Below are 25,493 nucleotides of genomic sequence, written 5' to 3'. Positions count from 1 at the left end.
ACATCCCTAACACTAACGTATCACACGCCAGACGAAGCGCAAGTCGCCGGAATTTATCGGGAAAGCCTTATGTCGGCAAGTCGTCATCGTTCCGAAGGCTCAGTGACCCAGACCGCTGCTGGCGATCTGCTGTTCGACGAACTGGGCGAATAGCGCATGCAGATGCGTCGTCGGATGAAGATCGTCGGCGAACATGTACGTCTGGTCGGCATTGGCCGTCACATAGGTCGCCGGTGAGCACAGCAATGCCGTGTCGTCCGGCGTTTTCTTGGGGTCGCAGGCCTGACCGGTATTTGCCACGACGAAGCCATTAGCCTGAAAGTTCGCAATGATCTGGTCTACCCATGTATAGGAATCGATCTGGATGACCTTGCCTTGCAGGCCATCGGCCTGCAAGGCAGCGTTCAGGTCCTGGTTGAAGAGTTGCGATAGTTGGGTCAGATTGGCCCCGCCGTCGGCCGCGGCGAGGCCTTTGGGCGACAGACCGACATTCGGAACATTGATCACCACCACATGCGTGGCGCCGTTCTGAACGATCTGCCCGACAAGCTGAGCGAGCGTGGTTGCCGCCGTTTGTACCGTCGGCGCCGCCGCCGGCAGCGAACCGGCGCGAAGCACGTCGTTCGCGCCGGCCCAAACCAGAACCAGTTGACCGGAATTGAAACTCCCGTGCGTGGCCAGATAGCTCGAAACCTGCTGATTGACCGGCATTTCGACATTGCCGATCACGTTCGTAAGAAAGTCGTTCTGGTTGGCCGGCGTCGCCACGGTGGAGCCGCCCTCGGCATAGCCGAGACCGTTTTGCGCACTCAGCTTATGCGTGACGTCGATCGTAAATGCGGCGCTGAGCGTGCCGCCGTAATATTGCGCGACGTTCTGGGTCCAGACCTGGCCCGGATTGGTGGTGAAACGCCCGCCACCCACCGCGCTCGCGAGCGGCGCATAGGTCCCGACGTCCGACAGGCTGTCGCCGAATGAGACAACTTGCAATTTGACGCCGCCCGGCGGCGTGGCTGTGCCACTGCCATTGCTCGAGCTGCCTCCGCCTCCACCGCCGCCGCATGCTGTCAATAGCGACATCATCGTGGCAAGAATTACAGCACGTACCGTGTCTTTGCTTCCCTGCATAGCGCCTCCCCACAGATTGAACGGGCGGTTGCCCTATGTGGCGGACGTAGCGCCAGCCTGCATATCGTTCTCTCGACAGTACTTCTGGGGTAGCAAAAAGGATGCCGCTCGCGGCGAGCCACGCAGCGGGATGATTGGGTCGTCTAATAAAATGAGTTCAGCGATGTCGATTCAGCCCGATCTCGAACGTCGAGTAGGTAAGCGCTGGAATTGCGTATCCGGCACGCAATGAGACATCCGGCAAAGGAGAATCCATCGTGCCCCTTCCACTGACCCCCGTTATCACCGCCTTTGAACGTTCGCCCGATTGCGGCAGGGGACTGGCGCGTGACACGCGTGTTCGCTGGGCGCTCGAAGAAGTCGGCCAACCCTACGAGGTGCGTCTGGTTTCATTCGATGCGATGAAGGAACCCGCGCATCGCGCGCTTCATCCTTTTGGGCAGATCCCGACCTATGAAGAAGGCGCGCTGGTCCTGTTCGAGTCGGGGGCGATCGTGTTTCATATCGCCGAGCGCCACGCAGGCCTGCTACCTGACGATGCGGATGCCCGCGCACGCGCGATCACATGGATGTTTGCCGCGCTCAACACGGTTGAGCCGCCGATCCTCGATCTCCAAACCGCTAAATTCCTGGAGGGAGACAAGAGCTGGTACGACGAGCGCCTGCCGCTCGTCAAGGATCGCATCCGTGACCGGCTGGGCGAGCTTTCCAATCGCCTTGGCAACGCCGACTGGCTCGATGGTGCGTTCAGCGCGGGCGACCTGCTTATGGTGTCCGTACTACTCAGGTTGAAAGCATCGGGGCTGCTGGACGAATATCCGAACCTCTCCGCCTATGTTGCCCGCGGTGAAGCGCGGCCCGCCTACAAACGTGCTTTCGCCGCGCAATTGGCGGTTTTCACTGGCCAGCAACCGGCCGGCTGATGAAGGTCGGCCGTGTCATCGCGAGGGCCAACTAAACGCCCCGCAATTCTCAATCGGGCAAAGATGCTATCTTTGAACCGTCTGCCCAATATCAGCCAGGAGCGCGCTATGGCGGAGGACAAAGATGATGTCGATGATCATTGGCACGTAAGTGCGGCGTGCTTCAACTGCGGCGCGGTTCGAACGGCCGCTCCCAATCTGTTCATCGAGCGAAACGGTGCTTCGGCGTTTGCTCACCAGCCTGCCAGTGAACAGGAAACAGAAGATGCGTGGCGAGGCGTGCTCCTCTGTCCGGCGGCAGCCGTTCGGGCGCCAAAAGGTTTGAAGATGCCGACAGGCCTCTTCCCGCAAGCCCTGGCGCCCGGCGTGTGGCGGCTCGGATATAACGCCCGCTCTTCGTACGGTGCTCACAGCTACTTCACGCTTGCAGGGGGCCTGCGTCTGATGATCGACGGGCCGCGCTGGTCCGGCCATCTCGAGCGCTGGATCGCGGAAGCCGGAGGATTGGATCACATCCTATTGACCCACCGCGACGATGTCGCGGACGCGGGTCTCTATGCGAAGCGTTTTGGCGCCCGCGTCTGGATCCATGCAAACGATGCCGATGGCGCACCGTTCGTCACCGACGTCATCACAAGTGATCTGGCGCATGAGATGTTGCCGGGCGTTCGGGTCATTCCGGTGGCGGGACATACGCAGGGAAGCGTCATGTTCCTCATCAACCACGCGCTTTTCTCCGGAGACTCACTGAGTTGGGATTTCGAAAAGCGCGCTCTGCATGCCTTTCGCGACTTTTGCTGGTACGACTGGCCCACCCAGCTTCGCTCCCTCGAGCGGCTCGTTCACGAAAGCTTCAGTGGCGTATTCGCCGGACATGGCGGAAGTGTCGTTCTGGATGCACCGACCATGCAGCGCGAACTCCGAGCGTTTCTCGATACGGTAAAAGCGGACTGAGGCTTTCCCGGCAAGCTGCGAAGCGCGGCGCTGCCCGATGCCTGGTCGAACCGACGACTGGCTCATAGCGGCTTCGCGTCCGCCCTCAGGATGCTCATTAGCGTCCGCGCGTTGCGCTGCCCCTGGTCCTCGAAACAGTTATTGAAGATGACGTGGGTACGGCCGGCCCGCGTCGCGATTGCGCGGATCGAGGGGGCCAGTCCGGTCAGCTCGTCGTCGCTGTAGTCGTAGTCGAAGCGATCGGCCGCGCTTGCCGCGCCCGTTGCGCTCCATGCCTGCGTATTGCGGCCGTGCAGACGCACCATCGCGAGTTGAGGATGGGTTGCTTCCCATACGGTGTGCACGCGGTTCGTCACATCAGGCGGTGCGTCGACGATCACGTGGACGAGGCTGCGTTCGCGCAGAAAATCGAGCGTCCATGGCGCGTGCTGATCGTCGAACCAGGACTGATTGCGAAACTCGGCGGCCATCATGTAGCCCGCCATGCGCGCCCGGCATTCTTCCACGAGCGCGAGACCATCAGGCGCGCGCGTGATCCACGGCGCGAACTGGAACAGCACCGCGCCGAGCCGCCCGCTCGCGCGCAACGGTTCCAGCGCTTCCAGATAGCGCCGCCACAGTTCATCGAGGATCTCGGCAGGCATGTCGCGGTAGTAGACGTTTTTCTTGCGCGGACCCGTGATGCCTTCCGGCAGCGCCATCGCAATGTCTTTCGGCAGGACGTCGGGCGAAGTCTGATGTCCGGTAAACAGCCGAAACGCCTTGAAGTTGAACGTGAAGTCTTCCGGCGTGCGCTCGGTCCACAACTGCGCATTGCTTGCCGACGGCATAGCGTAGTAGGCCGAATCGACTTCGACCAATGGAAACTGCGATGCGTAAAAGCGCAGCCGGGCTTCAGCGCTGCTGCTGCCGGGCGGATAAAACCGCTTACAGGCGATCAGCGTTTTGTCGGTCCAGCCTGCGGTGCCGCAGAGGATGTCCATCGGCGTCAAAGTGGTGGTTACCGCGCACAGGCGAGCCTAGGAAGCCGCCTCCGTGTGATCGAGCCACTCCGCGAGTTCGCGCCGCAACTGCGAGATGTCGAGCGGCTTGCCGAGCAGCCGAGCGCCGGGAATCGTGTCGCCGATATCGGCGTTCTCGCCATAACCCGACACCAGCAACACGCGGATGTCCGGCTGCTGACTCAGCACCGCGCGCGCCAGGTTGTCGCCGGACATGCCGGGCAAGGTCAGGTCCGTGAACAACACGTCGAAACGTTGTGCGGGCACGAGCGGCAGCGCTTCTTCTGCGCTCCCGACCGCGGTGCAGTCGAGTCCCAGCGCGCCGAGCAGATCGCAGAGTGCGTCGCGCGAATCGGCGTCGTCTTCGACCAGCAGCACGCGAGCCGGCGTGCCGGGTTGGTGCAACGACGGATTTGCCAGGCGATCCGCTAGCGAATTCGCCGGGGTGTGGGCGAGCGGTTTTTCACCCGAAGGGGCAGGCGCGTGCAGGCTTTCGCGCGGGTTGGACGCTTCAGTTGCACCGGCAGGATCGTAGACCGTACGCGGCACGCAGGGTGAAATCTGCCCCTCGCTCACGCTGGCGACGCCGGCGCCGCGCAACACGCTGCGCACCTTGCGCGCGAGATCGTCACGTCTATAAGGCTTGGACAGCAACGTGATGCCGGCGTCGAGCTTGCCGTGATGGACGATCTCGTCGCGCGTATAGCCCGAGGTGAAGAGCGTCGGCACCATGGGCGAGCGCGCCGCAGCACGCTGCGCCAGTTCCACGCTTTTCACCTGGCCGGGCATCACGACATCGGTAAACAGCAGATCGATCGGCACGTCGCTGTCGATGAATTCGAGCGCCGCGTCGCCACTCGATGCAGTCAGAACTTTATAGCCGAGTTGCGCGAGCATTTCGACGGCGGTCAGGCGCACATCCGCATCGTCTTCGACCACCAGAATCGTTTCGCCGCCGCCCACCGGAGCCGAGGTCTGATCGACGGCTTCGACTGTTTCCGGCTCGCAGCAGCGCGGGAAAAACAGCGAGACGGTCGTGCCGCGTCCCACTTCACTGTCGATCACCGTATGGCCGCCGCTTTGCCTGACGAAGCCGAACACCATGCTTAAGCCGAGGCCCGTGCCGTGGCCGTCGGGCTTGGTCGTGAAGAACGGTTCGAACACGTGCTCCAGGATTTCGGGTTTCATGCCGGTGCCCGTGTCGTTCACCGAGAACTCCACGTACTCGCCTGGCGAGAGTTCCGGCTTGCCGCGGCAAAACGCATGATCCAGCACGCGGTTCGTCGCGCGAACGGTGAGTGTGCCGTCGGCCTGCATCGCGTCGCGCGCATTGATCGCAAGATTGAGCAGGGCGTTTTCGAGTTGATTGCGATCGGCCTGCACATTCCACAGGTCGTCGCTCAACACCGTTTCGATCTTGACGGTCTCGCCGAGCGCGCGGTGCAGCATCTCGCTCATGCCGGTGAGCAGGCGGCACGGATTGAGCACGGTAGGCGAGAGCGGCTGACGGCGCGCGAAGGCGAGCAGATGCGCGGCCAGTTTCGCGCCACGTTTGACGGCATCCGTCGCGGCGGAGAACCGCCGTAGCGTGGCCGGACTCTCACCGGCGTCGGCGGCGAGCATCTGCAGGTTGCCGTTGATTACTTGCAGCACATTGTTGAAGTCGTGTGCGACGCCGCCTGTGAGGCTGCCGATCGCTTCCATCTTCTGGGCCTGGCGCAACTGTTCTTCGGCGAGCGCCCGTGCCGCGACTTCATCGGCGACGCGTTGTTCGAGCGTTTCGGTCAACTGACGCAGCGATTGTTCGGCGATCTTGCGTTCGTGGATGTCGATCAGTACGCCGGGAAAGCGCGTCGGCTCCCCCTGTTCGTCGAACTCGCACTGGCCGTTTGCCTGCACCCACATGTAGTCGCCATCGGGGCGGCGAATCCGGTATTCGGCGCGAAACGGCTGGCCGGTGCGTATCGCTTCGACCGTCAGGCGGTCGTTGAGCGGCTGGTCGTCGGGATGGATCACTTGCGTCGCTGCATTGCGTTCAAGCCCTTTCGCGGCTTCTTCCAATGGAAACGAAAAGGTGCGCGCGAAACGCTCGTCACCGGTGACGATGCCGGTGCGCGCGTCGAGCACCCATGTGCCGAGCACCGCGCCGGTATTGAGCGCGAGTTGCAGCCGTTCGTTGGTTTCGCGCAGTTCGGCCTCGGCATGTTGCCGCCAGCGTTCGGTGAGTACACGCGTGGTGGTTTCGACGACCATCGCGAGGACGCCCGCGGGTGCGCCGCTGTCGTCGGCAACGGGGCTGTAGTAAAGGTCCATCCAGACCTCTTCGGGCTTACCGTCGCGCAGCAGAACGAGCTCCTTGTCGCGATACGACAGGGTGCCGCCAGCGAGACACGTCGTCATCACGTGACGGTTGAAATCGGCGACTTCCGGCCAGCCGTGTTCGACCGGACAGCCGAGCAGATACGGATGCCGTCCTCCCGCGAAAATCGCGTAGGCGTCGTTGTAGATCATGTAGCCGGGTTTGCCCCACAGAAGCACGAGGGGGACGGGCGAGGCTAGCAGCATCTGAACGGTGGCGGTCAGACTGCGCTGCCAGTTTTCTATCGCACCGAGGTCGGTGGCGGCCCAGTCGAATTCGCTGATGCGTCGCGCCATTTCCCCGTTCCAGCCGGGGCAACCATGGTCTTGTGCCGGGAATGGCATTGCTGCGCTCCACAGAGGTCACGTCAATGAATGTGTCCCCACTCTGCCGGCGCTCATGGCGCGCGTGAATGTTCAGCAGGAGGCGGGATGAATCTTCTGCCGTGCACAGCGGGCGCGAAGCGGCCACGCGGCAGCAATAATTGTAGGCTACAACGCTCGCCTGATGACATAACAGAAGGGGCTCTGCGGGTTTAGCCGAACAATCGGCGCGAACCGCCTCGCAACTTTTACCTGCGTTGATCGAGTCAGTGCGCGTGATCCGGAAAGAAGCGCACGTGTCGCCGGTTTTTGACTGGATGTCTAGGCTTTAGTGCGGCCTGAATGGTGCGCTTGGGGCATCAGGCGTGTTTCGTGCTGCCCGCTCTTCTTCGCTTATGCCAACGGGCGCATGGTGGGGGTTGAGCGCCATGCCGGATTCGAACTTCTATAAACGCGGACCACACGATGGCAAGGAAAAACATCACACGAAACAAGCTGCCCAAGCCGGACGTACGGCAGGCGATATTGACCACGCGCCGTAACGCCAGAATGGCGCGTTCGGCGCACGCCTATGTGCGCGGCAACACGAGCAAGTTCTACGAATGGCTCGACGGGATGGAGAGCCACACCTTGCCTGAAGGTCCGGCGATCTGGATCTGCGGCGATTGCCACACCGGCAATCTCGGACCGGTCGCCGATGCAGAAGGGCGTGTCGAGATCCTGATTCGCGACCTTGACCAGACGGTGATTGGCAATCCTGCGCACGACCTGATCCGCCTTGGGCTGTCGCTGGCGACGGCCGCGCGCGGTTCGAACCTGCCTGGACTGACTACGGTGCACATGATGGAAGCGTTGGCGGACGGTTACGAGCGCGCCTTCGACGAGGCGGCCGGCGATGCCGATATTCATGCCGAGAAGCCGGAGGCGGTGAGGGTGGTGATGAAGGAGGCGGTGCGCCGGTCGTGGCGTCATCTGGCGGAAGAGCGGATTGAGGATCTCGAGCCGACCATTCCACTTGGCCCGCGCTTCTGGCCGCTGGCGAAGAGCGAGCGGCGCGAGATCGAGGCGCTGTTCGAGAAGGGTTCGCTGGCGCGGCTCGCGACGGTGTTGCGTGGCGGCGGTGACGACGCCGATGTCGAGGTGCTCGACGCGGCGTACTGGGTGAAGGGGTGCAGTTCGCTGGGGCGGTTGCGGTATGCGGTGTTGCTGGACATCGACGGCGCCGCGGTGGATGGCGACGACCTGTGCCTGATCGACATCAAGGAAGCAGCGCAGGCAGCCGCGCCGCGTTATCCCCGAGTGCGCATGCCGCGGGATAACGCCGAGCGGGTGGTGGAGGGGGCGCGGCATTTGTCGCCCTCGCTGGGCGAGCGGATGCGGGCGGCGCGGTTATCGGATCGCGCTGTTGTTATACGGGAGCTGCTGCCGCAGGATATGAAGTTGACGATTGAGCAGTTGACTCAGGACGAGGCGATGAAAGCTGCGCGCTTTCTTGCGTTGGTGGTGGGGAAGGCGCATGCGAGGCAAATGGATGCGCTTGAGCGCGCGGCCTGGCTTGCGGAGTTGCGGAGGAATCGGTCGAAAACCCTCGATGCGCCGGGGTGGCTTTGGAAAAGTATTTTAGAGTTGGTTAGTAGTCATGCTGTGGGGTATTTGGAGCATTGTCGACGGTATGCCACTGAGGGGGGCATTAAGTGACTGGTTTTTGCCTTTTGCGGCGGCATTGGCCGTGGTCCTGGGGCTTTGGGCTTTCCTTGTTCTGGCTTTGGTGCCTTTCCTTGCATTGTTAGTGGTTTATTAGCGTTGCCCCTGTGCGGGGCGGCACTTACTTTCTTTGCCGCCGCAAAGAAAGATAAGCAAAGAAAGCGGCTAGAAGCCCCTGCTAAGCGGGCACCGTGGTTTGCCTGGGGTAGTGGTGCGACTGGAATCCGTGCTCTCGCACATTCGGCGTTAGTGACAAAGGAGTCATCAGCTCCCACTCCGCACTGCGTGCGTCGCGGACGGGTCTGCAGGGGAAACCATGGGCTTCGGTTGAGGTCTGTGGGGGCCGTTGGCTTCGCCTCGGCGACGCGCCCTGCACTCACTCCGGAAACCCCCACTTCAAATGTTTGTCGGTGCCTCGCAATCACGGTCGCGGCTGCGGTGGCAATGCAAGGACGAGCCACGACCTGTTGGCGAGGCGTAGGCGTCAAAACGTAGTGAGTGGCTTTATGAGCGGCTCTTCGGCGCGCGCAGCGCCGCCGGAAGTATGACGCCCTTGTCACAAGCCTATGCATGGGCACGAACACAGATTCCAGATGCACCACTACCCTGAGCGAGCTGCGGGACCCGCTTAGCAGGGGTTTCTAGCCGCTTTCTTTTGCCTACTTTTCTTTGCGGCGGCAAAGAAAAGTAGGTGCCCCCCCGCACAGGGGGAACGCTAATAAACCACCACCAAAACAAGGAAAGGCCAAAGCCCCAGGAACACGGCCAAAAAGCGCCGCGCAGGCAAAAACCCCCAGCTAGTTAGACAAAGACAAATAAGGCGAACTGACCGGCGTAGGCGGAAACGGCTGCAACCCAGTCTGCTTACTAAAGCTATACCTCAAATAAACAGCCGCGAGCCACTCGCGATACTCATAAGCATTGCCGAGCGACGCAGTCGCCCCAAACGCCAACTGCGGAGCCAGTTGATACTCCCCCACCGCGCTAAGCGAATAAGAAACCCCAGTCTTACTCTGCCCAGGATACTGCGCACCACTATCCAGATTCGAACCGAGGGTCTTGGCTTCCGCCGCCGCATTGGTCTGGAGCGTGCCGTCGAGCGGGAAGTAATCCGATGCATCCTGCCGGTAATGCTGTACGCCGATCGAGCCCTTCACGTCATAAGTAAACTGACCATTGCGCCCAGTCCACTCCACCGGCAAATTCAGAATCATGTACTGCTGCGGACTGAAATACCCGCCCTGACCATACGTGAAGTACGAGAGGTTCTTGTTATAGGTCATCAGCGTCGTGTTCACACCGACAGTGAGCGTCTGATCGGCATCCTTGTAAACACGCGTGTAGATACCGCCGCCGCCTTTGACTGCGTTATTGCTTGCGACGTGATAGCCATGGTAGTTCTGGTACGCGGCGTTCACATACAGGCCGTTGGTGCCGTCATCCCATGCAAGACTGGCGAGGCCGCCGAAGGAAGTGACGCCGCCCCACTCGAGGCCGGAGCCGGAGTCGCGCGCGCCGGCATACGACAGCAAGCTGTCAGTCACCGCGCGGCGCGCGACGGCCAGCGAATACGACACCTTGTCGGTAATGCCACCGTTGTATTGCAAGCCGCCCACAATGTTCTTCTCGGGGAAACCAAGCGGCGTTACGCCGATATCACCATTAAGGTTGCGGCCTTCGTAGCCGAGCGACAAACCTACGCCGTTGGCGGTCTGGCTGCCATAAGTGTTGGTGCCCGCCACCGCCGCCGTAGCGGACGTGCTATTGGACAACCCCGAGCCGAATCGCGCGAGCGTCGATAGACTGCCCGCGGCCGTGCCGGCATCCAGCGTTACCGCCGTCGCGGTCACGACGATGTGACCGTTGCCGGCCTTGATGCGCCCCTGAATCGGTGCTTCGATATCGGTCAGCGTCGACAGGCCGTCCTCGCCCGTGCGATTGCGGAACACGACCCCGCCCGACACGGTGCTCGACTGCTCGCGATTGACCTGCGCCAGTTCTTCAGCCACGCCGAGCGTCTGCGTATTGGCGACGTTCGGTTGCGGGTAGGTGCCGCCGTTACCGTTCGCGCCAGGTTGTTGCGGGTAGTACGCCTGCGCGTAACCGGTCGGCGGTTGCGGAATATACGGCTGCTGTTGCTGCGCGTAATACCCCGAGCCCTGATTCGGATACGGCTGATAAGGCTGCTGACCGTAGGCCTGTTGCGGCGGCACCGGTTGGTAAGGCTGCTGCGCGTAACCCTGCTGCGCGTATGCCTGTTGTTGCTGCGGGTAAGGCTGCTGGCCGTAGTAGGGCTGTTGCTGCTGCGGATAAGCTTGTTGCTGCCCATACGGCGCCTGCGCATAGGCTTGCGCGTTACGGTTGCTCTTCGACGTGCTTTGCTTCTTGCTGGTCGAGCGTTTCGTGCTCGTGGCCGAATTCGTGTAACGCGGCTGTTGCATCGAACCGGCATTGGCCTGCGCATCGCGTGCCGCAGGCGACATCGGCCACGGCGTGGTCGCATAACCGTCCGGCTGCTGCGGATAGGGCGCCTGCTGCTGATATTGCGCCTGTTGAGGATATCCACCTTGTTGCGGGTGACCGGATTGCTGCGGATACGCCGGGTTGTACTGCTGCTGCTGCGCCTGCTGCATCTGCGCCTGCCCTTGCCCCGGATATGGCTGCAACGGCGCGCCGGACTGGCTCGACCCGTTGGTCTCCTGGCCGTAGCCATCCGCGTTGGTGCCGGGACGTGGCGCGTTATAGGGAACGGCGGTAGGCGCGGCGTTCGGCGCATACGGCTGAGCAGGCGCCGTATAGGGCGCAACGTACGGCGCGGGCTGCGAGGGCGGCGGATAGTTCGGCACGGTCTGGGACGGCAAGGAGGACTGCGAGTACGGGAGCGATGCACGCGCGGCATTGAAGCCGCCACCTGCGAGCGCGGCGTTGTCGGCGTCGGTCGGCGAGATCGTTGCGGTTTTACCTTCGAAGGGATTGGTGCCCGGCAGCGGCGTCGCGCCGATCCGGCGCATCGCGACTTCCCAGCCACGCGGCACGTTGCTCGGCGCATTGGCGCGGGGCCCGTTGGCCATCAGCGGCGTATTGGCGGCGATCAGCGAGCGTTGCAGATAAGTCGACGCGAGCGACAGCTTGCCTTCGGCGCGATACATGCGGCCGACCGTCGCCAGCACGCCGGGGTCGTTCGGCGCCGCTGCAAGCGCCTGATTGGCGAGCGATTCGGCATAGCTAAACTGTTTCGCGCCAGATGCCGCGGAGATCGTCGCTTGCAGCAGGTTCAGGTCGTCGGGTTTGCGCTGCAACGCGACGCGGTAACTGGCGAGCGCGTTGCGGTCGTCGCCGGCGCTCGAATAGAGGCGGCCGAGAGCGGCTTGCAGATCGGGATTGTCGGGCATCGCCGCGAGCCACGGCGCGATCACGTCGTAGGCGCTGGCAAGATCGCCGCGCTGACGCACCGCGTCGCATTGCTTGATGACGATGCCCAGATTCAGATTGCCGAAATCCGTGCGCTGCTGCGGCGTCAACTGCATCGCTGCGAGGCGTCGCATCACCATGCCGAGTTCGGCTTCCTGCTGCGTGGCGGAGAGAATACCCGCGTATTGCAGCAGCAAATCGGTGTTGCCAGGCGCCGCGTTCATCGCGCTGCGCACGAGGCCCAATGCGCGATTCGGGTCGCCCGCCTGCTGATACGCGGCAGCGATCACGCCGATCAGTTCGGGATTGTTGCCGGCAACCGGTTCGGCGGCGTGCAAGGTTGCCAGCGCTTGTTGCGACTGACCGTTGCGCGCCATCCGCGTCGCGAGATCGGCCTGCTGATGCACCCACAGGCGATGCTGCAAGGTCGTCATCGCGTCGGTGCGCTGCGCGGCTGGAATCCGTTCGAGTTGCGCGAGACCGGCCGTCCAGTCCTGCGTTTCCGCCGACAACAACGCACTCGCATACAGCGCGTCAGTCATGTCGGGATGCGCGGCGAGGAGGCCGTCCATCATGCTGCGGGCATTCGCAACCGCGCCCTGGCGCACGTAAATACGCGCGAGGTCGAGGCGCAGCCAGGGATCGTCAGGATCGTTCAGCAACGCGTCTTCGAACAGGCTGCGCGCACTGCCGAGATCGCCGCGCGCTTCGGCCGCGCGTGCTTGCGCGGCCTGCGCTTCGCCACGCAGACGGTTGATGCCGCCGGCCTTCGATTGTTGTTCGCTGTTCAGCTGATTGGCGAATTGCAGCGCTTCGTCGCCACGACCCTGTGCGGCGAGCGAACCGACGAGGCCGCGAATCGCATCGGGATTGTCGGCCTGGCGGCGCAGCGCCATCCGGTAGGCCTGTTCGGCGCCGACCGGGTCGCCGTTCGTGAGCAGCATTTCGCCGAGCAGCACCTGTGCGGTGACGTCGGACGGATTCAGCGCGATCGCGCGTTCGAACAGCGACTTCGCCTTCGCGAACTCGCCATTGCTGCGCGCGCCGATGGCGTCGCTGGTATAGGTCCAGTAGGTCGCGCTATCGAGCGCGGTTTTCCAGCGCGCCGGATTGCCGTTTCGCGACGCGCGTTCCAGATAGTTGCGGGCTTCGGCGAATTTTTCCTGCTTCAACGCGGCGATACCCATGCCGCCGAGCGCGTCGGTGTCGTTCGGACTATTCGCCAGTACTGACGAAAACTTCGCGCGCGCCGTGCCGAGGTCGCCGCGGTCGAGCGCGGCGAAACCATCGGCGATGGTGCGGCCGCGGGCGTCGACGGCGGCATTTTCCTGGGCGCGATCGCGGGCCACCTTGTCCTGCTGAACCATCGACTCGAAGCGCGCCTTGACCGCGGCGTCGTCGGTTGCGCCTTGCAGATACGCTTCGTACATTGCGGCGTCCGACGGCCGTGCGTCGAGCCACAGCAAGGCCTGGCGCCAGCTCTTTTTCGCCGACGCGCCGACCGTGCTGTCGCCGGCAAGCTTCTGCAGCCGCGCGATACCGTCGCGGCGCGTCGTATCGCGATACGTCAGATGCTGTGCGTAGGCGAGGGCGTAGCGCGGGTCGTCGGGGTTATCGCGTGCGAGCTGTTCGAGGCCGCGGCGCGCCTGGTCCCAGCCTTGCGGCGTGGCGGAGAGTGCCTGGTAATACTCGAGTTGCAGTGCGGGTGTGGCCGGCTTGCCGTTCAACGCGCGCTGATACTCCTCTACCGCGCTCGCGCTTTGACCGCTTTGCGCGAGCCGCCGCGCATCGTTGACCGTTTGGTCACGCAGACTCGATTCGCCGAGGCGCCGGCCCAGTTCGTCCAGGTTCGGATAGTTCGGCGCGACCGCTTTCAGACGCGCCAGATATTGCTGCGCGCCGGCGCCGTCCTTGCGGTCGGCGAGCACCATGCCCATGCCGTAGAGCGCATCGGGTTGCTTCGGATCGATGCGCAACACTTTCTGCCACGCCTGCTCGGCGAGGTCGCCGCGATGATGCGATTGCCAGTACTTGCCCTGATCGATCAGCACGTTCAAGGGGTCTTTCGACGCCTGCGCCAATGCGTCAGGCGAAGCCGTCGCCACGCAGCAGACGGCCGTGAGGCTCAGCGCGAACCGCAATGAAAACGCGAGGGCGCTCAATCGCATGCATTTCTCCAACTCGGCACGAGACGGCCGGCTTCGTCGAAACGATAGTGGCCGTCGATGAATCCGGTGCCGAACAAGCCCAGCACACGATCGTAATAAACAGGTTCACGGCCCGGCACATTGGTGTCGAGCACGGCGAGATGGGTGCGCGCGAGACCGAGGCCGCGCTCGTCATTGAGCGCCTTGAAGTACGGCGCGAGCGCACCCCAGTAGCTCAACGGTCCTTCGCCGCTCGCCGTACCGGTGGTCGACGAAACCTTCTCGGGCGGAATGCCGCTTTGCGCAACCTTCGCGCGCATGCCGCCGAGCGCCGCGAGCCAGGGTTTGGCGAGCGGGTCGGCGGGCGAGGTGAGTCCGGCCCACAGATAGACGCGGATCGCGTCGTAGCTGCCGGTGTCGCCTTCTTTCGGATCGACTACGAACTGGCCGTTCTGCCACGCCGCCCAGTCGGGCGCGAAACCTTGCGGCGCGGTGGTCTTGATGAGCTTGTAGGCGCTGTCGGCGAGCTTGGCCCATGGGCCGTTCGGCATGTCTTTGGCGAGCGCGCGCAGCACCGGCAAGGGCAGGTAGCTCGGATTCAGGCGCGTCACGCCGCCATTTTTGAAGCCCTGCGGACCGGGCAGCAGCATCGGGCCGACGCCCGGCAGCGTGGTCATCTCCTGGCGCGCGATCTGCGCGGCGAGCGCCTCGCCGAGTTGCGTATAACTCGCCTCATGCCACAGGCGGCCGGCTTGCAGCAGATCGTAGGCGATCCACAGGTCGGAGTCGGATGCGGAATTCGGATCGAGCACGCCGAACGAGCCATCCGGCTTCTTGCCCCAAAGCCACGACGGCAGCCGCACGTTTTGCGCATCGAACTGATTGCCCGCGAGATTGGTGCGGGTCCAGTTCAGGAGCCGGTCGAAGGTTGCGCGGTCGTTCGCGACCAGCGCGAAGAACAGGCCGTATGACTGGCCTTCGGAGGTGGTCTTCAACTGTGGCGAGGAGTAGTCGATCACGCGGCCATCGGCCTGCACGAAGTGTTCGACGAAGATGCGGTAGGCCGGCGAGTCTGTGTTACACGGACCCGTTTGGCCGGGTGCCGAAGTGGTCTGCGCCACCTTCGTGATATTGGCAAAGCACGTGGCCGCCGCAAGGACAAGGCCGAAGCCAAGCCCGAGCGTTAGCGCCACGTGTGTCTTGATGTTTCGAACCCGCATATCAGTCCTATCAGTCCTTTAGGCGGCGCGCGGCGATCGAGCGCAGCGTCCGGTAGAACAGTCCGGCGATGATCAACGCGGCGAGCACGCCACCCAGCATCAGCAACAGCGGATGCGACGACAGTGCCCAGCGCAGATACTCCTGCGGTGACAAATGGCCGACATAGTACGCTTCGCCGTTCGACGTGATGGTGACGGTGCGGCCGTGGACCACGGCCATCGCGCCTTGAATTTCCTGCAGCACGTCGGCGTCGAGCAGGGCGGCGGACAGATCGGCGTCCGACTGGCCGGCCGCGCTCACCAGCGCGACGGCGCTGCGGTTCTTCTGCAGCGGCGATTCGAAACCGGTCAGGAGCGCATCGCCGCTCGAGCTCACGAGCGTCAGGTCGGCGCGTGCCGGCGAGCGTTCGACGCCGCGTTCGCCATGCCACCAGTCCTCGAGCTTGAAGACCACGTCCGAGAGCGCGAAGGTGCGCGAATCGCCGTCGCTGGAGAACGGCATCGACTTGGCCCAGCGTTGCAGCAGCGGTTGCTTGCCCGGCGCGCCGAAAATCAGCAGGTCCTTGTTGGCGTACTTGTCGACGTCGTCGGCCGTGCCGACGGTCACGCCATTCACCGGATACCCCGTCGATGCGCCCATGCGGCCCATGGTCAGCAGGAACAGGCTGTAGTCGCTCGAATCGGCCTCGTTCGGCAGGACCACCGCGGTCTCCGAGAGATCGGCCATCCGCGTGAACGGGAAGCCGCTATTGGCGAAGGCCGCGAGATCAGGCAGCGCCATGTAATGCGGGAACGACGAGAGGTCGATGGTCGAGTTCGGATCGATGGCGCCGACCACGTTTTCCAGCAGACGGCCGTGGCATTCGCCGGTGTTCGGAATGTCGTAGAAGAAATGCAGACGCACCTGCGCGCGCGGCGTCAGCAGCAGCGGCGGAATATGCACGGTGCGACGCGCTTCGGCAGTCTTGTCCGGCAACACGCGCTCAAAGTAATGGCCCAACTCGAACACCGAGGCCGACTCGGCCGGAATCGGCAGCGCCTGCACGAAGCCGTCGTTGACGCTGACGTTCAGCGACGAACGGTCCCGCAGCGGACGCACCGTATAGCGGTAGCGCAAATCGATCGGCGCGCCCTTGGTGTGCCACATGAACAGATCCGGCGGCACGCGAAGATTCACGCGCACGGCGTCGGCGTCATAGCCGGACACCGTCAGGTCGCGCGGATCGGTGAGTTCGCCGAAACGCACCGGACGGTTAGTCGGCAGCCAGTTCGGCGCGTCGTACGGCGCACGCTGCATGAGTTCGTTCAACTGCGTGATCGTCGCGCTCGGGCCGGTGAGCGTGTTCTGGCCGATGCCGAGCGCTTTAGCGGCGGTTTTCAGTTCAGCCTCGGTGCGGCCGAGCACGAGCAGCAGCTTGCCGCGCGCCGGCGCTTCGCGATCCACCACCGCGATCGTCGGGCCGGAAATCGCCGGAATCGTCACGCCGGCCGGGCGCTGGTCGTCGGTCGCGAACACGACGGCGTTGCCCGACAGCGGCGCGTTATCCAGTTGCGCCGGAAACACCGCGCCGCGATAGCCGGCGAGCGCGCCGAACCAGGACGCGACGATGCCGCCCGCTTCGAGCGTCGCGGCGCCGGGTTTTTGCGGGAACACGAAGGGCAGCTCGAGACGGCGCACGTCGCGGCGGTCGAAGAATGGCTGCGGCAGGGCGGCGAGATCCGGCTTGCTGGCGAGCGACGCGTAGGTCAGATCGAGCGAACTCGCATTGCTGACGGTGGCCCACAGCGACGAATTCGCCGGGTCCTCGCAACTGGTCGTGTAATGACCGATCAACTGCACGTTCAGATGGTTGAATTCGGTGATGAAGCGCGGATCGATCGAGACGTCGCGCGCCACGAGCATGCCGGCCTGTTCGTGCGGCACCGGCAGCGTCGCGGCGACTTCGCCGTTCACCAGCACTTTCAGCTGGGAAATATTCGCGAGCAGCGCCGGCGAGTAGCTGTAGACCAGATGCAGGATCGCGCCGGTCACCACTTCGTCGCCGCGCACGGAGAACGCGACGCCGTTCTGGCCGTCGGTGCCGCGCAGTTGCAGCGGATCGCGCGCGCCGAGGTCGGCGAACGTGAGCGTTTGACGGCGGCCGCCCGGCACCAGCGTGCCCGGTTCTGCCGTGGTCGGCGTTTTGATCCCCAAGGCTTTCACCGACGACGCGGCGAGCGCCGGCGTGGGCGTGGCCAGCTGCGCTTGCGCGAGCGCGTTCGGATCGTAGAGGACGGCCACGCTCGGCGCAGGCACGCTGCCCACGCCGGTGGCGACGCGAGCGGCCGCCGCGCCTGGGGCGCCGGCTGCGGGCGACGCTTGCGACGCACTCGCGCCGCTCATGGCCGCTGCAGCCACTTCAACTGCCGAAGCCAGTGGCGCCGCCAACGCGGTTTGCAACGCGAGCCAGCAGGCAAGCCCGCGCATCAGCCGTTTTGAGCGAGGGCGTCCAAAAAGGCGTGCCTCCGTTTCCATCCCATTGCGCCCGTGATTCGAGCGTTCGACGTGTCCCTTCGCCATCCTGTTGCCCATTGATCAGTCTTTGGTTTTTAGCTTCTTGACGTCCACCGGACGGCTTTTCATCGAGCTTCGAAGGTCGGCATAGAGATGCTCGAAGAGCCCCACGATGCCGCGTGCGCCGACCGTCAGCACATGCGTCAGACCGCGCAGCGGCGTGTCCTGCTGACGCCCTTCGGCCCAGCCGGTCCACGCGTCGGCGCGCGCGAACGTGGTCTTGACGAACTCGTACTCCTGTTCGCGCGTCATTGCCGAGAAGCGCAGGCCCACGCGGCCCGGCTCCGTGAAACCGACGGTGGCGGGGAAGGCGTATTCCTCGTCGCCGCGAAACAGCGATACGGTCACGCTTTCGTGCATCGGCACTTCGATCTTGGCCGGCAGCGCCACGCCGACGCCGCCTTCCGAGTAGTCGATGGTCTCGCAGGCGAGCGTGCGGCCGGTCGAGAACTTCAGCATCACGGGCATGGTCATCGCCACGCGGTGCACCGCGCGAATCTGCCGGCGCTCGCTGGCCGCGGCCACGCTCGCGCCGAGAATCAGCATGTTGTAGGTGGTCCAGCCCAAGTTCAGGATGGTCGTCTGCACCACGCTGCGAGTGTGCCAGTTCAGATAGATATGCACGATGCCGACCACGAAGCCGATCAGGTTCAGCAACAGCAGAAACAGATACGGCCGCGAGATCGCCCAGTCGAAGTAGTTCTTTTCGATCTGACCGCCCTTGGCCGTCACGTTGAACTTGCCGAGCTTCGGGTTGATCAGCGCGAGCAGCGTCGGGGCGGTAATGTACGACGCCAGCACCGATTCGTAAACTTCGGCCCAGAACGAATGGCGGAACGAGCGCTGCATCCGCGAGTTGGTGATGCTCGCATGCATCATGTGCGGCAGTGCGTAGATCGCGATCGTGCTGGCGGCGGCCTCGATCACGTGCGCGCCGAAGAACAGATACGACAGCGGCGCCGTGAGAAACACCAGACGCGGGATGCCGTAGAAGAAGTGCATCATCGCGTTCAGATAACAGAGCCGCTGGCCGATTTTCAGGCCCTTGCCGGTGAGTGGATTGTCGATCCGGAAAATCTGCGTCATGCCCCGCGCCCAGCGAATCCGCTGGCCGATGTGGCCGGACAGACTTTCGGTGGCGAGACCTGCTGCCTGCGGGATCGCCAGATAGGCGGTGGTGTAGCCGAGGCGGTGCAGCTTCAACGCGGTGTGCGCGTCTTCGGTCACCGTTTCGACCGCGATGCCGCCGATCTCTTCGACCATGGTCCGGCGCAGCAACGCGCACGAGCCGCAGAAGAAGGTCGCGTTCCACAGATCGTTGCCGTCCTGCACGAGGCCGTAAAACAGTTCGCCTTCGTTCGGCACTTTGCGGAAGGTGCCGAGATTGCGTTCGAACGGATCAGCGGAGAAGAAGTGGTGCGGCGTTTGCAGCATCGACAGCAGCTTGTCGCGCAGGAACCAACCGAGGCCGATCTGCAGGAACGAGCGGGTCGGAATGTGATCGCAGTCGAAGATCGCGAGGTACTCGCCCTGAGTGATCTTCAGGGCTTCATTGATGTTGCCGGCCTTCGCGTGGCGGTTGTGCGTGCGGATCGTCCAGTTGACGCCGACTTCCTCGCAGAAAGCCTTGAACTCGGGACGGCGGCCGTCGTCGAGCACATGGATCGCGATCTTGTCGGCCGGATAGTCGAGCGCGAGCGCGGCGTAGATGGTCGGCTTCACCACCGCGAGCGGCTCGTTGTAGGTCGGGATGAAGACGTCGACGGTCGGCCACAGGTCGCGCGAGGCGGGCAGCGGCATCGGCGTGCGCTTGAGCGGCCAGGCGGTCTGGAAGTAGCCGAGCATCAGCACGACGGTCGAATAGACTTCGGCCGACACCAGCAGCAGGCCCCATGCGGCGTCGAGCGGATGTTCCCAGTAAGTCGTCGAAGTGAGCCGCCAGTACATATAGCGGCCCGACGTGACCACCGAGAGCATGATCATCACCATCGTCGCGTAACGGCCTTGCAGGCGGCGGAACAGCAGCGCGGTGACGAAGCAGCAGGTCGCGAACGTCAGTTGCTCGTAGAACGCGAGCGGCACCGTGAAGACGAAGTACAGCATCATCAGCGCGAACAGCGTGACCAGACCGGTCACGATCCGGCTGTTCCAGAAGCGCGCGTCGACGATGCGTTCGAGCCGCGACGGTTCGCCGGCCTCGATGTCCTGCGACTGGGGCGTACTCATGCGACGTTCCTCGGCGAGACGGCGATCGCATCGACCGCCGCCATCAGCCAGTTGCCGCACGAACGAAAATCGGCGGCCGCCTGGCTGAGTGGATCGTAGTGAATCAGCGTGGTGTCGCAGGCGAGCGCTTCGCTCACCCCTTCATCAAGATGGATGACGCCTGGGAAGAGCTTGTCGCCGAGCATCTGGCGCAAGACCTTGAGGACGTCTTTGGTCAACTGGCGCGACTGGTCGATCTGGTTGACCACGTAACCTTCGCCGCCGAACTCGGGGCGCGGCGCCGCGTACGCTTCAATCAGCCGTTCCATCAACGGAATGGCCGCGTAGGAAGCGGCGTCGGCGAGCACTACGTTTAGCGTGAAGGTCGCCGCGCATAACGCAGCGCGTACATACACGGACGAACCTGGCGGCGTATCGATGATGACGATGTCGGACGCGTCGAGCCGCAGCGTTTGCAGCGAGTGCGCGAGCCACCTCGGGTCCTGGTCGATATACGCTTCGAAGCGGCGGCGATCGTCTTCGAGCACGGCGCCGTAGGGCAGCACGGTCACACCGTCTACGCCGTCGAACATGACCGATTGCCACGGATCGCCCGTCAATGTCGCGCGCGACAAACCGTCGATGCTGTCGAGCGGCACGCCGAAATGCAGACGCAGCGCGTTTTGCGGATCGAGGTCGAGCGCGATCACGCGGCGGCCGCTGGCGGCCAGCACGGAAGCGAGATTGGCGGCGAGGGTGGTTTTACCGACCCCGCCTTTGGCGGACACGACCGCAATGACTTTCATGAGCGACGAGGGCCGTTGACCAGCCACGAGTTGGAGGGGGCGGGCGCGGCGACGCTGGGAGCGCGGACCGGCGCGGGGGCCGTTTGTGCGGGTGTGCCGCGCAGACGGTCGAAGACCGATTGCAGCGGTGCGGATTCGCCGGTGGGCGCGGCGGGTTGCGGCGGCGTCGGTTCGGATACCGGAGCGAACAGTTTGCCGAGGATCGACGCGGGCGGCTTTGGCGCTGCGGGCGCAGTCGTGTAGGTGGGTGCGGGTGCTTGTGCCCACGTCGGGGTGTGCGCCTGGGCGGGAGCTTGCGTCCATGCCGGGACCGGAGCCGGTGCTTGCGCCCACGTCGGCGCGGATGCGGAGACCGGCGCCGGCGCAGTGCTGCGCGGCGTGAGGGCAGGGATCTCGGCGCGCGGCATCACCGCTGCTGACGGCATGCTCGCCGTAGGTTGCGCTACAGGCATGGCCGGCGTGCGGAACTGAGCCACGGGCGGAATACTTACAGCTGGCATGACAGGGGGAATAGGTGCGGTCGCAATCGGCGGCACCTGTACCTTGGCGACGGCAGCCGCAGGCTGTGCGGCCACTGGCGTCACGGCATCGATCGGTACGGCAGCGTCACCCTTCGTTTCGAACGCGCCGAAACGCGAAGCGCCGCGCGGCGCGCCAGGCTGAGCGGCGACGGCGACCGGCGGAATGTCCCGTCGATGCGAGCGGGTAAACAGCGGCGCCTTCGCGCGTGTGACCGAGGCGGCGTCTTTTGGCGTTGTGTCCTGACGATCGACTTCCGGCGCCGCTTCTTGCGCCAATGCCTCGCCAGCAACCTCGCGGCGTTGCCCGATCGCGGGAATCGCCGGCTGTGTCAGATCCAGCGTCACCAGCAGCGGCCAACGCGTGCGCGCCGAACGCGCTTCGTTTTCGCGGCCGATTTCCTGGTACGCGCTGGCGTCGCCGCCAAAATGGTCGAATAGTTTTTCGATGTCGCTAGATGAACTCATAGTGCCGCCGACTTTTTAATGACTTGCGTTGCCCCGATCGGTCCGCTCGCCTGGCTCGCTTACCTGGCTCGCTTACCTGGTTTGCTACCCGGACCGCTCAAACAGAATGCCGCCCCAGCCGGAACTCGATCGAGGTGTCCGTGCCGTACGCGCTCGTTTGCGCTACCGAAAGGCCCTGCGCGCCCAACGCGCTCAACCACGTCTGATAGACGCCTTCGAGAAACGCCGGGGTCCACGCGAGCGCCGCGCTGCCGAATGCCTGCAGCGGCGCACAGTAATGAACGATGCGCAGCGCGTCTGCTTCGTCGGACAGTTCGACGTAGCCCCAATCCATGTCATGCCAGTACAGATTCAACGCCTGAGCGAGCTCGGCGGTGGACCCGCACGCCGGCAATTGATGCGCCGCCGCAAACCGGCAACCGACCCGGTACATCAGTTGGCGCAGTTCGTCGCGACCGATCTGCGCTTCGAACTCTGTCGCGAGTGCGGTCAGCATGCCGCGCCATTGTGGCGAGATTTGGCGTTCCAGCAGGTAATCGAGAATTTGGACCATGTTTTCCGGGAAATAGCCGCTGCTCAAACCGCGTACAAAACGGGTGCCGACGGCCGAATAACTGAAAGTGTTACGGGAAGGCGCGCGTTGCACGCGTCTTAGGTTACTTTTACCGAGTTCGTCTGCTCTATCCGCCACACTTCGGAGGAGTCTACTTAAGACATTAACTTTTAGCCACTTTACATTCGTCTGCTTTATACGCGCAAACGATTGCTGCAGATGCTTGTCCGCCACGTAATTTTTGCTGCCGGAATTGCCTTGTTCGCTTCTCCACTGAGGATGTCCGTCGCTAAGCTGTTTTCAATAATTTTATTAACGGTCGATTGCGCCGATCTTTTAGCTTTTTGGTTTCGTGCTAAATGCAACGGTTTGAGTTGGGTTGCGCGAAATGAGCCAGGTATTGGCCGTCGAAAGGGTGGCGAGTCCCTCGTGCTAACGGCGGTGCTGTTATGCGCGGGGCATCTCTCGTGTCGCGTGATGGCGGCGTAGCCCTGCCTGAGCGGGGCGGGGGGAATTCTATTTACGGGCGGGGCATAAATATTTGTCAGACGGTTGCCGTTATACATCGGTAGAGTAACCGGAGCCAGCCTGATATCTATCAATATGCTTTCCACCTCAACGAAGCCACTGTCCGATTCCGGTTTGCGCGATCGCTTCCATCGACGATCGTTGGAACACCAGCGTCCCCTTTCGACGGTGACGATGGCATTTACGGTTGTCGCGTTCCTGTGTCTCGTGGGGGCGCGCAACATGGTCAACGGGCCGGCAACGCCGCTTGGCTACCGGCTTGCCTGTGCGCTGGTGCTCGCCTCGCTGGTGATGGCGATTCCACGCACCGGCTCGACCTGGACCTTCGGTGCAATCGGTGTCGCTTACTCTCTTGTGCTGGTGGTTGGTCTCGCGCTGAACGTCTCCGGCGTCGAGCAGCCGTTGTTGTGGGTCTTGCCGGCCATGGTGGTGATCCCCGTCTGCGCTGCGCCGTTGTGGCTCACGCCGCTGCATTTCTTCGTCGGCAGCGCGCTCTTCTATGGGGCGGCGTTTGCCTTGCTGTTCGGCGGGCCGCGCACGCATGACGTCGACATCGTCGTGTGGATGTGGATCCTGGCGATCGGTGTGCCGACTTCCGTTGTGTTTCACTTCGGCTTCTACCGGTTCCGGCGTAACCACTTTCTGCTCGAGAGCCAACTGGCGCAGCTCGCCGCGACCGATCCGCTGACCGGCCTGCAAAACCGCCGTGCATTCGTGAAGCAGGCCGAGCGCCGCCTCGAAACCATGACGCCCGAGGCGCGGGTCAGCGCGATTTTTCTCGACATCGACAGTTTCAAATCGCTGAACGACCGCTTTGGCCATGCAGTCGGCGACCATGCGTTGTACCAGGTCGCCCAGGTGTTGATGGAGGAGACCTCCGCGGACGACAGTGTGAGCCGGATCGGCGGCGAGGAGTTTGCCGTGCTGCTGCGTGACGGCCTGACCGGCGCACTGGCGCTGGCCGAGCGCCTGCGCGCCGCGATTGCCGCGCTCGAGCGCCCGGACGGCCATCTGACCGCGAGCTTCGGCGTGGCTCAACACCGGAGCGGCGAAAACATCATGGTGTTGCTCGATCGCGCCGACGAAGCCTTGCTGCGCGCCAAGCATTCGGGCAGAAACCGCGTGTGCGCCGAACGCGCGTTGCCGATCGAACCGCTGCAGATGCTCGCCGGCGATGTGTTCGCGGAGGACGGGGCGCTGGTGCCGCGGCATCGCTGGGACGAGTACTCCCTGACCTCGCACTTCCAGCCGCTCTACAGTTTGTCGCATCAGAAGCAGGTGGGATTCGAGGCCTTGCTGCGAGGAGAGCAGGACGACGGCACGCTGGTGCCGCCCGTCGTGTTGTTCGCGCCGAAGCCCTCCAGCGACGAAGGCGCGCTCGATCGCGCGAGCCATGCCGTGCATCTGGCCAACGCGCGCAAGTCGCTGCCGAGCGATGCCTGGCTATTCTTGAATATTCTGCCTGCGACGTTTATCGCCGAGGGCTATGCGGACCAGCTCGCCAGGATCGTGCGGGCGGTGGGACTCGAACCTGAGCGGGTGGTTCTCGAGATTCTCGAATCGCATGGTGGCAGCGTCGACGACATGTCGCGGGTGGCGGCTTTGTACCGTGAGCATGGCTTTCTGATCGCCGTCGACGATTTCGGTGCGGGGCAGTCGAACCTCGACCGGTTGCTGCGGATTCGGCCGGATCTTGTAAAGCTCGATGGCGAGTTGATTCGCGCGACGGGTCATGGCACCGAGCAGCCGATCTTGCCGAAGCTCGTTTCTTTGTTACACCTGGCGGGGATGCTGGTTGTTGTTGAGGGCGTGGAAACCACGGAGGAATTGATTCTTGCTGTGGAGTCGAATGTGGATTTTGCGCAAGGATTTTTGCTTGGGCGGCCGGCGGCTGAGATTGTGCCGCCTGATTCGGTGCATAGGCGAATCGATGATGCGTTCGATGTGATCGCCCAGGGGAGGGCCCATCAGTATGCGATGTTTGAGTCGGAGGTTGAGCCTTATCGGGCTGCTTTGAGGCGGGCTGCCGATGCTTTGATTGCCGGTGTTTCCGTTGGTGAGGCGTTTGCTTTTCTGGCTACGTTTGAGCGGTGTATCAGTTGCTTTGTTCTTGATGATTCGGGGCGGCAGATTGGGCATGAAGTGCGCGGGCCCGCGGGGAGTGGTGATGGGGCTTCGTTGCAGCCTGTGGCTAATCCGCAGGATGCCAGGTGGGATCATCGGCCTTATTTTCGTAACGCTGTTTTGTTGCCTGGGGTGGCTGTGGCTAGTAATCCTTATCTTTCTTTGGCTAGTGGGCGGCCTTGTGTTGCGGTTACTTTGGCTGTGCAGTTTTCCGCTGAGCGGTCGGTTATTGGGGTGGAGTTGGATTGGTCGGTGGTGGGGTTGCCTTGGCCTGCCGGTGAGTAGTTTTTTTGCCTTTGGCGGCGGCATTTGGCCGTGTTCCTGGGGCTTTGGCCTTTCCTTGATTTGTTAGTGGTCTATTAGCGTTGCCCCTGTGCGGGGCGGCACCTACTTTTCTTTGCCGCCGCAAAGAAAAGTAGGCAAAAGAAAGCGGCTAGATGCCCCTGCTAAGCGGGTCCCGCAGCTCGCTCAGGGTAGTGGTGCGACTGGAATCTGTGTTCGTGCCACTACATGCTCTTGTGACAAGGGCGTCATTCTTCCGGCGGCGCTGCGCGCGCCGAAGAGTAG

General features: G+C 63.3%; 14 protein-coding genes. 4 read left to right on the top strand and 10 right to left on the bottom strand.

The genetic code is table 11. From position 1 onward, the window contains the following. Nucleotides 1–99: 99 nt before the first annotated feature. On the bottom strand, nucleotides 100–1,128 hold the full coding sequence (locus BM438_RS03335; RefSeq protein WP_093632905.1) for an SGNH/GDSL hydrolase family protein: 1,029 nt from the start codon (nucleotides 1,126–1,128) through the stop codon (nucleotides 100–102). A gap of 257 nt (nucleotides 1,129–1,385) precedes the next feature. Here BM438_RS03335 and BM438_RS03330 point away from each other — a divergent pair, with 257 nt between their 5' ends. Continuing rightward, nucleotides 1,386–2,051 carry a glutathione S-transferase family protein gene (locus BM438_RS03330; protein WP_244179238.1) on the top strand — a complete coding sequence of 222 codons (666 nt, stop codon included), beginning with the start codon at nucleotides 1,386–1,388 and terminating at the stop codon, nucleotides 2,049–2,051. 108 nt (nucleotides 2,052–2,159) lie between these two features. Further along, nucleotides 2,160–3,005, top strand: coding sequence for an MBL fold metallo-hydrolase (locus tag BM438_RS03325; RefSeq protein ID WP_167378291.1), 846 nt, complete (start codon nucleotides 2,160–2,162; stop codon nucleotides 3,003–3,005). A gap of 62 nt (nucleotides 3,006–3,067) precedes the next feature. Here the strand turns inward: BM438_RS03325 and BM438_RS03320 are convergent, their stop codons facing one another. Continuing rightward, nucleotides 3,068–3,988 (bottom strand): DUF72 domain-containing protein, encoded by a 921-nt coding sequence (locus BM438_RS03320; RefSeq protein ID WP_093632903.1) that lies wholly within the window; start codon nucleotides 3,986–3,988, stop codon nucleotides 3,068–3,070. 36 nt (nucleotides 3,989–4,024) lie between these two features. Beyond that, entirely contained in the window at nucleotides 4,025–6,709 is a 2,685-nt protein-coding gene (locus BM438_RS03315) for a hybrid sensor histidine kinase/response regulator (protein ID WP_093632902.1), read from the bottom strand. A 444-nt stretch (nucleotides 6,710–7,153) separates the two neighbouring features. Between BM438_RS03315 and BM438_RS03310 the strand changes: the two genes are divergently transcribed. After that, complete coding sequence (locus tag BM438_RS03310) at nucleotides 7,154–8,386, top strand: DUF2252 domain-containing protein (RefSeq protein WP_093632901.1); 1,233 nt, start codon at nucleotides 7,154–7,156, stop codon at nucleotides 8,384–8,386. An 803-nt stretch (nucleotides 8,387–9,189) separates the two neighbouring features. Here the strand turns inward: BM438_RS03310 and BM438_RS03305 are convergent. The 7 genes from BM438_RS03305 to bcsD all read right to left on the bottom strand — a co-directional run bounded on the left by BM438_RS03305 (nucleotide 9,190) and on the right by bcsD (nucleotide 22,274). Then, nucleotides 9,190–13,971, bottom strand: coding sequence for a cellulose synthase subunit BcsC-related outer membrane protein (locus BM438_RS03305; protein ID WP_093632900.1), 4,782 nt, complete (start codon nucleotides 13,969–13,971; stop codon nucleotides 9,190–9,192). After that, nucleotides 13,962–15,170, bottom strand: a complete 1,209-nt coding sequence (gene bcsZ, locus BM438_RS03300; RefSeq protein ID WP_093632899.1) for a cellulose synthase complex periplasmic endoglucanase BcsZ — start codon at nucleotides 15,168–15,170, stop codon at nucleotides 13,962–13,964. The genes BM438_RS03305 and bcsZ overlap by 10 nt, the downstream gene beginning before the upstream one ends. Before the next feature lie 10 nt (nucleotides 15,171–15,180). Beyond that, nucleotides 15,181–17,742 (bottom strand): cellulose biosynthesis cyclic di-GMP-binding regulatory protein BcsB, encoded by a 2,562-nt coding sequence (gene bcsB, locus BM438_RS03295; RefSeq protein ID WP_093632898.1) that lies wholly within the window; start codon nucleotides 17,740–17,742, stop codon nucleotides 15,181–15,183. 3 nt (nucleotides 17,743–17,745) lie between these two features. Further along, nucleotides 17,746–19,950, bottom strand: coding sequence for a UDP-forming cellulose synthase catalytic subunit (gene bcsA / locus BM438_RS03290; RefSeq protein ID WP_093632897.1), 2,205 nt, complete (start codon nucleotides 19,948–19,950; stop codon nucleotides 17,746–17,748). Beyond that, entirely contained in the window at nucleotides 19,947–20,735 is a 789-nt protein-coding gene (gene bcsQ / locus BM438_RS03285) for a cellulose biosynthesis protein BcsQ (protein WP_093632896.1), read from the bottom strand. Before bcsQ ends, bcsA begins: the two co-directional genes overlap by 4 nt. Continuing rightward, complete coding sequence (gene bcsP, locus BM438_RS03280; RefSeq protein WP_093632895.1) at nucleotides 20,732–21,721, bottom strand: cellulose biosynthesis protein BcsP; 990 nt, start codon at nucleotides 21,719–21,721, stop codon at nucleotides 20,732–20,734. The genes bcsQ and bcsP overlap by 4 nt, the downstream gene beginning before the upstream one ends. 97 nt (nucleotides 21,722–21,818) lie before the next feature. Beyond that, on the bottom strand, nucleotides 21,819–22,274 hold the full coding sequence (bcsD, locus tag BM438_RS03275; RefSeq protein WP_093633235.1) for a cellulose biosynthesis protein BcsD: 456 nt from the start codon (nucleotides 22,272–22,274) through the stop codon (nucleotides 21,819–21,821). Nucleotides 22,275–22,877: 603 nt separating this feature from the next. On the opposite strand from bcsD, the gene BM438_RS03270 reads away from it, so the two are divergent. Then, entirely contained in the window at nucleotides 22,878–25,211 is a 2,334-nt protein-coding gene (locus tag BM438_RS03270) for a bifunctional diguanylate cyclase/phosphodiesterase (protein WP_093632894.1), read from the top strand. Nucleotides 25,212–25,493: the final 282 nt, after the last annotated feature.

Source organism: Paraburkholderia aspalathi (assembly GCF_900116445.1).
Classification (GTDB): domain Bacteria; phylum Pseudomonadota; class Gammaproteobacteria; order Burkholderiales; family Burkholderiaceae; genus Paraburkholderia; species Paraburkholderia aspalathi.
The sequence above is the reverse complement of the archived record's forward strand: the minus strand, read 5'-3'. Positions and strand labels throughout refer to the sequence as shown.

Coding starts and splice junctions, on each gene's coding strand:
- BM438_RS03335 (WP_093632905.1), bottom strand. CDS start 1,128: ATGCAGGGAAGCAAAGACACGGTACGTGCTGTAATTCTTGCCACGATG.
- BM438_RS03325 (WP_167378291.1), top strand. CDS start 2,160: ATGGCGGAGGACAAAGATGATGTCGATGATCATTGGCACGTAAGTGCG.
- BM438_RS03320 (WP_093632903.1), bottom strand. CDS start 3,988: ATGGACATCCTCTGCGGCACCGCAGGCTGGACCGACAAAACGCTGATC.
- BM438_RS03315 (WP_093632902.1), bottom strand. CDS start 6,709: ATGCCATTCCCGGCACAAGACCATGGTTGCCCCGGCTGGAACGGGGAA.
- BM438_RS03310 (WP_093632901.1), top strand. CDS start 7,154: ATGGCAAGGAAAAACATCACACGAAACAAGCTGCCCAAGCCGGACGTA.
- BM438_RS03305 (WP_093632900.1), bottom strand. CDS start 13,971: ATGCGATTGAGCGCCCTCGCGTTTTCATTGCGGTTCGCGCTGAGCCTC.
- bcsZ (WP_093632899.1), bottom strand. CDS start 15,170: ATGCGGGTTCGAAACATCAAGACACACGTGGCGCTAACGCTCGGGCTT.
- bcsB (WP_093632898.1), bottom strand. CDS start 17,742: ATGGGCAACAGGATGGCGAAGGGACACGTCGAACGCTCGAATCACGGG.
- bcsA (WP_093632897.1), bottom strand. CDS start 19,950: ATGAGTACGCCCCAGTCGCAGGACATCGAGGCCGGCGAACCGTCGCGG.
- bcsQ (WP_093632896.1), bottom strand. CDS start 20,735: ATGAAAGTCATTGCGGTCGTGTCCGCCAAAGGCGGGGTCGGTAAAACC.
- bcsP (WP_093632895.1), bottom strand. CDS start 21,721: ATGAGTTCATCTAGCGACATCGAAAAACTATTCGACCATTTTGGCGGC.
- bcsD (WP_093633235.1), bottom strand. CDS start 22,274: ATGGTCCAAATTCTCGATTACCTGCTGGAACGCCAAATCTCGCCACAA.
- BM438_RS03270 (WP_093632894.1), top strand. CDS start 22,878: ATGCTTTCCACCTCAACGAAGCCACTGTCCGATTCCGGTTTGCGCGAT.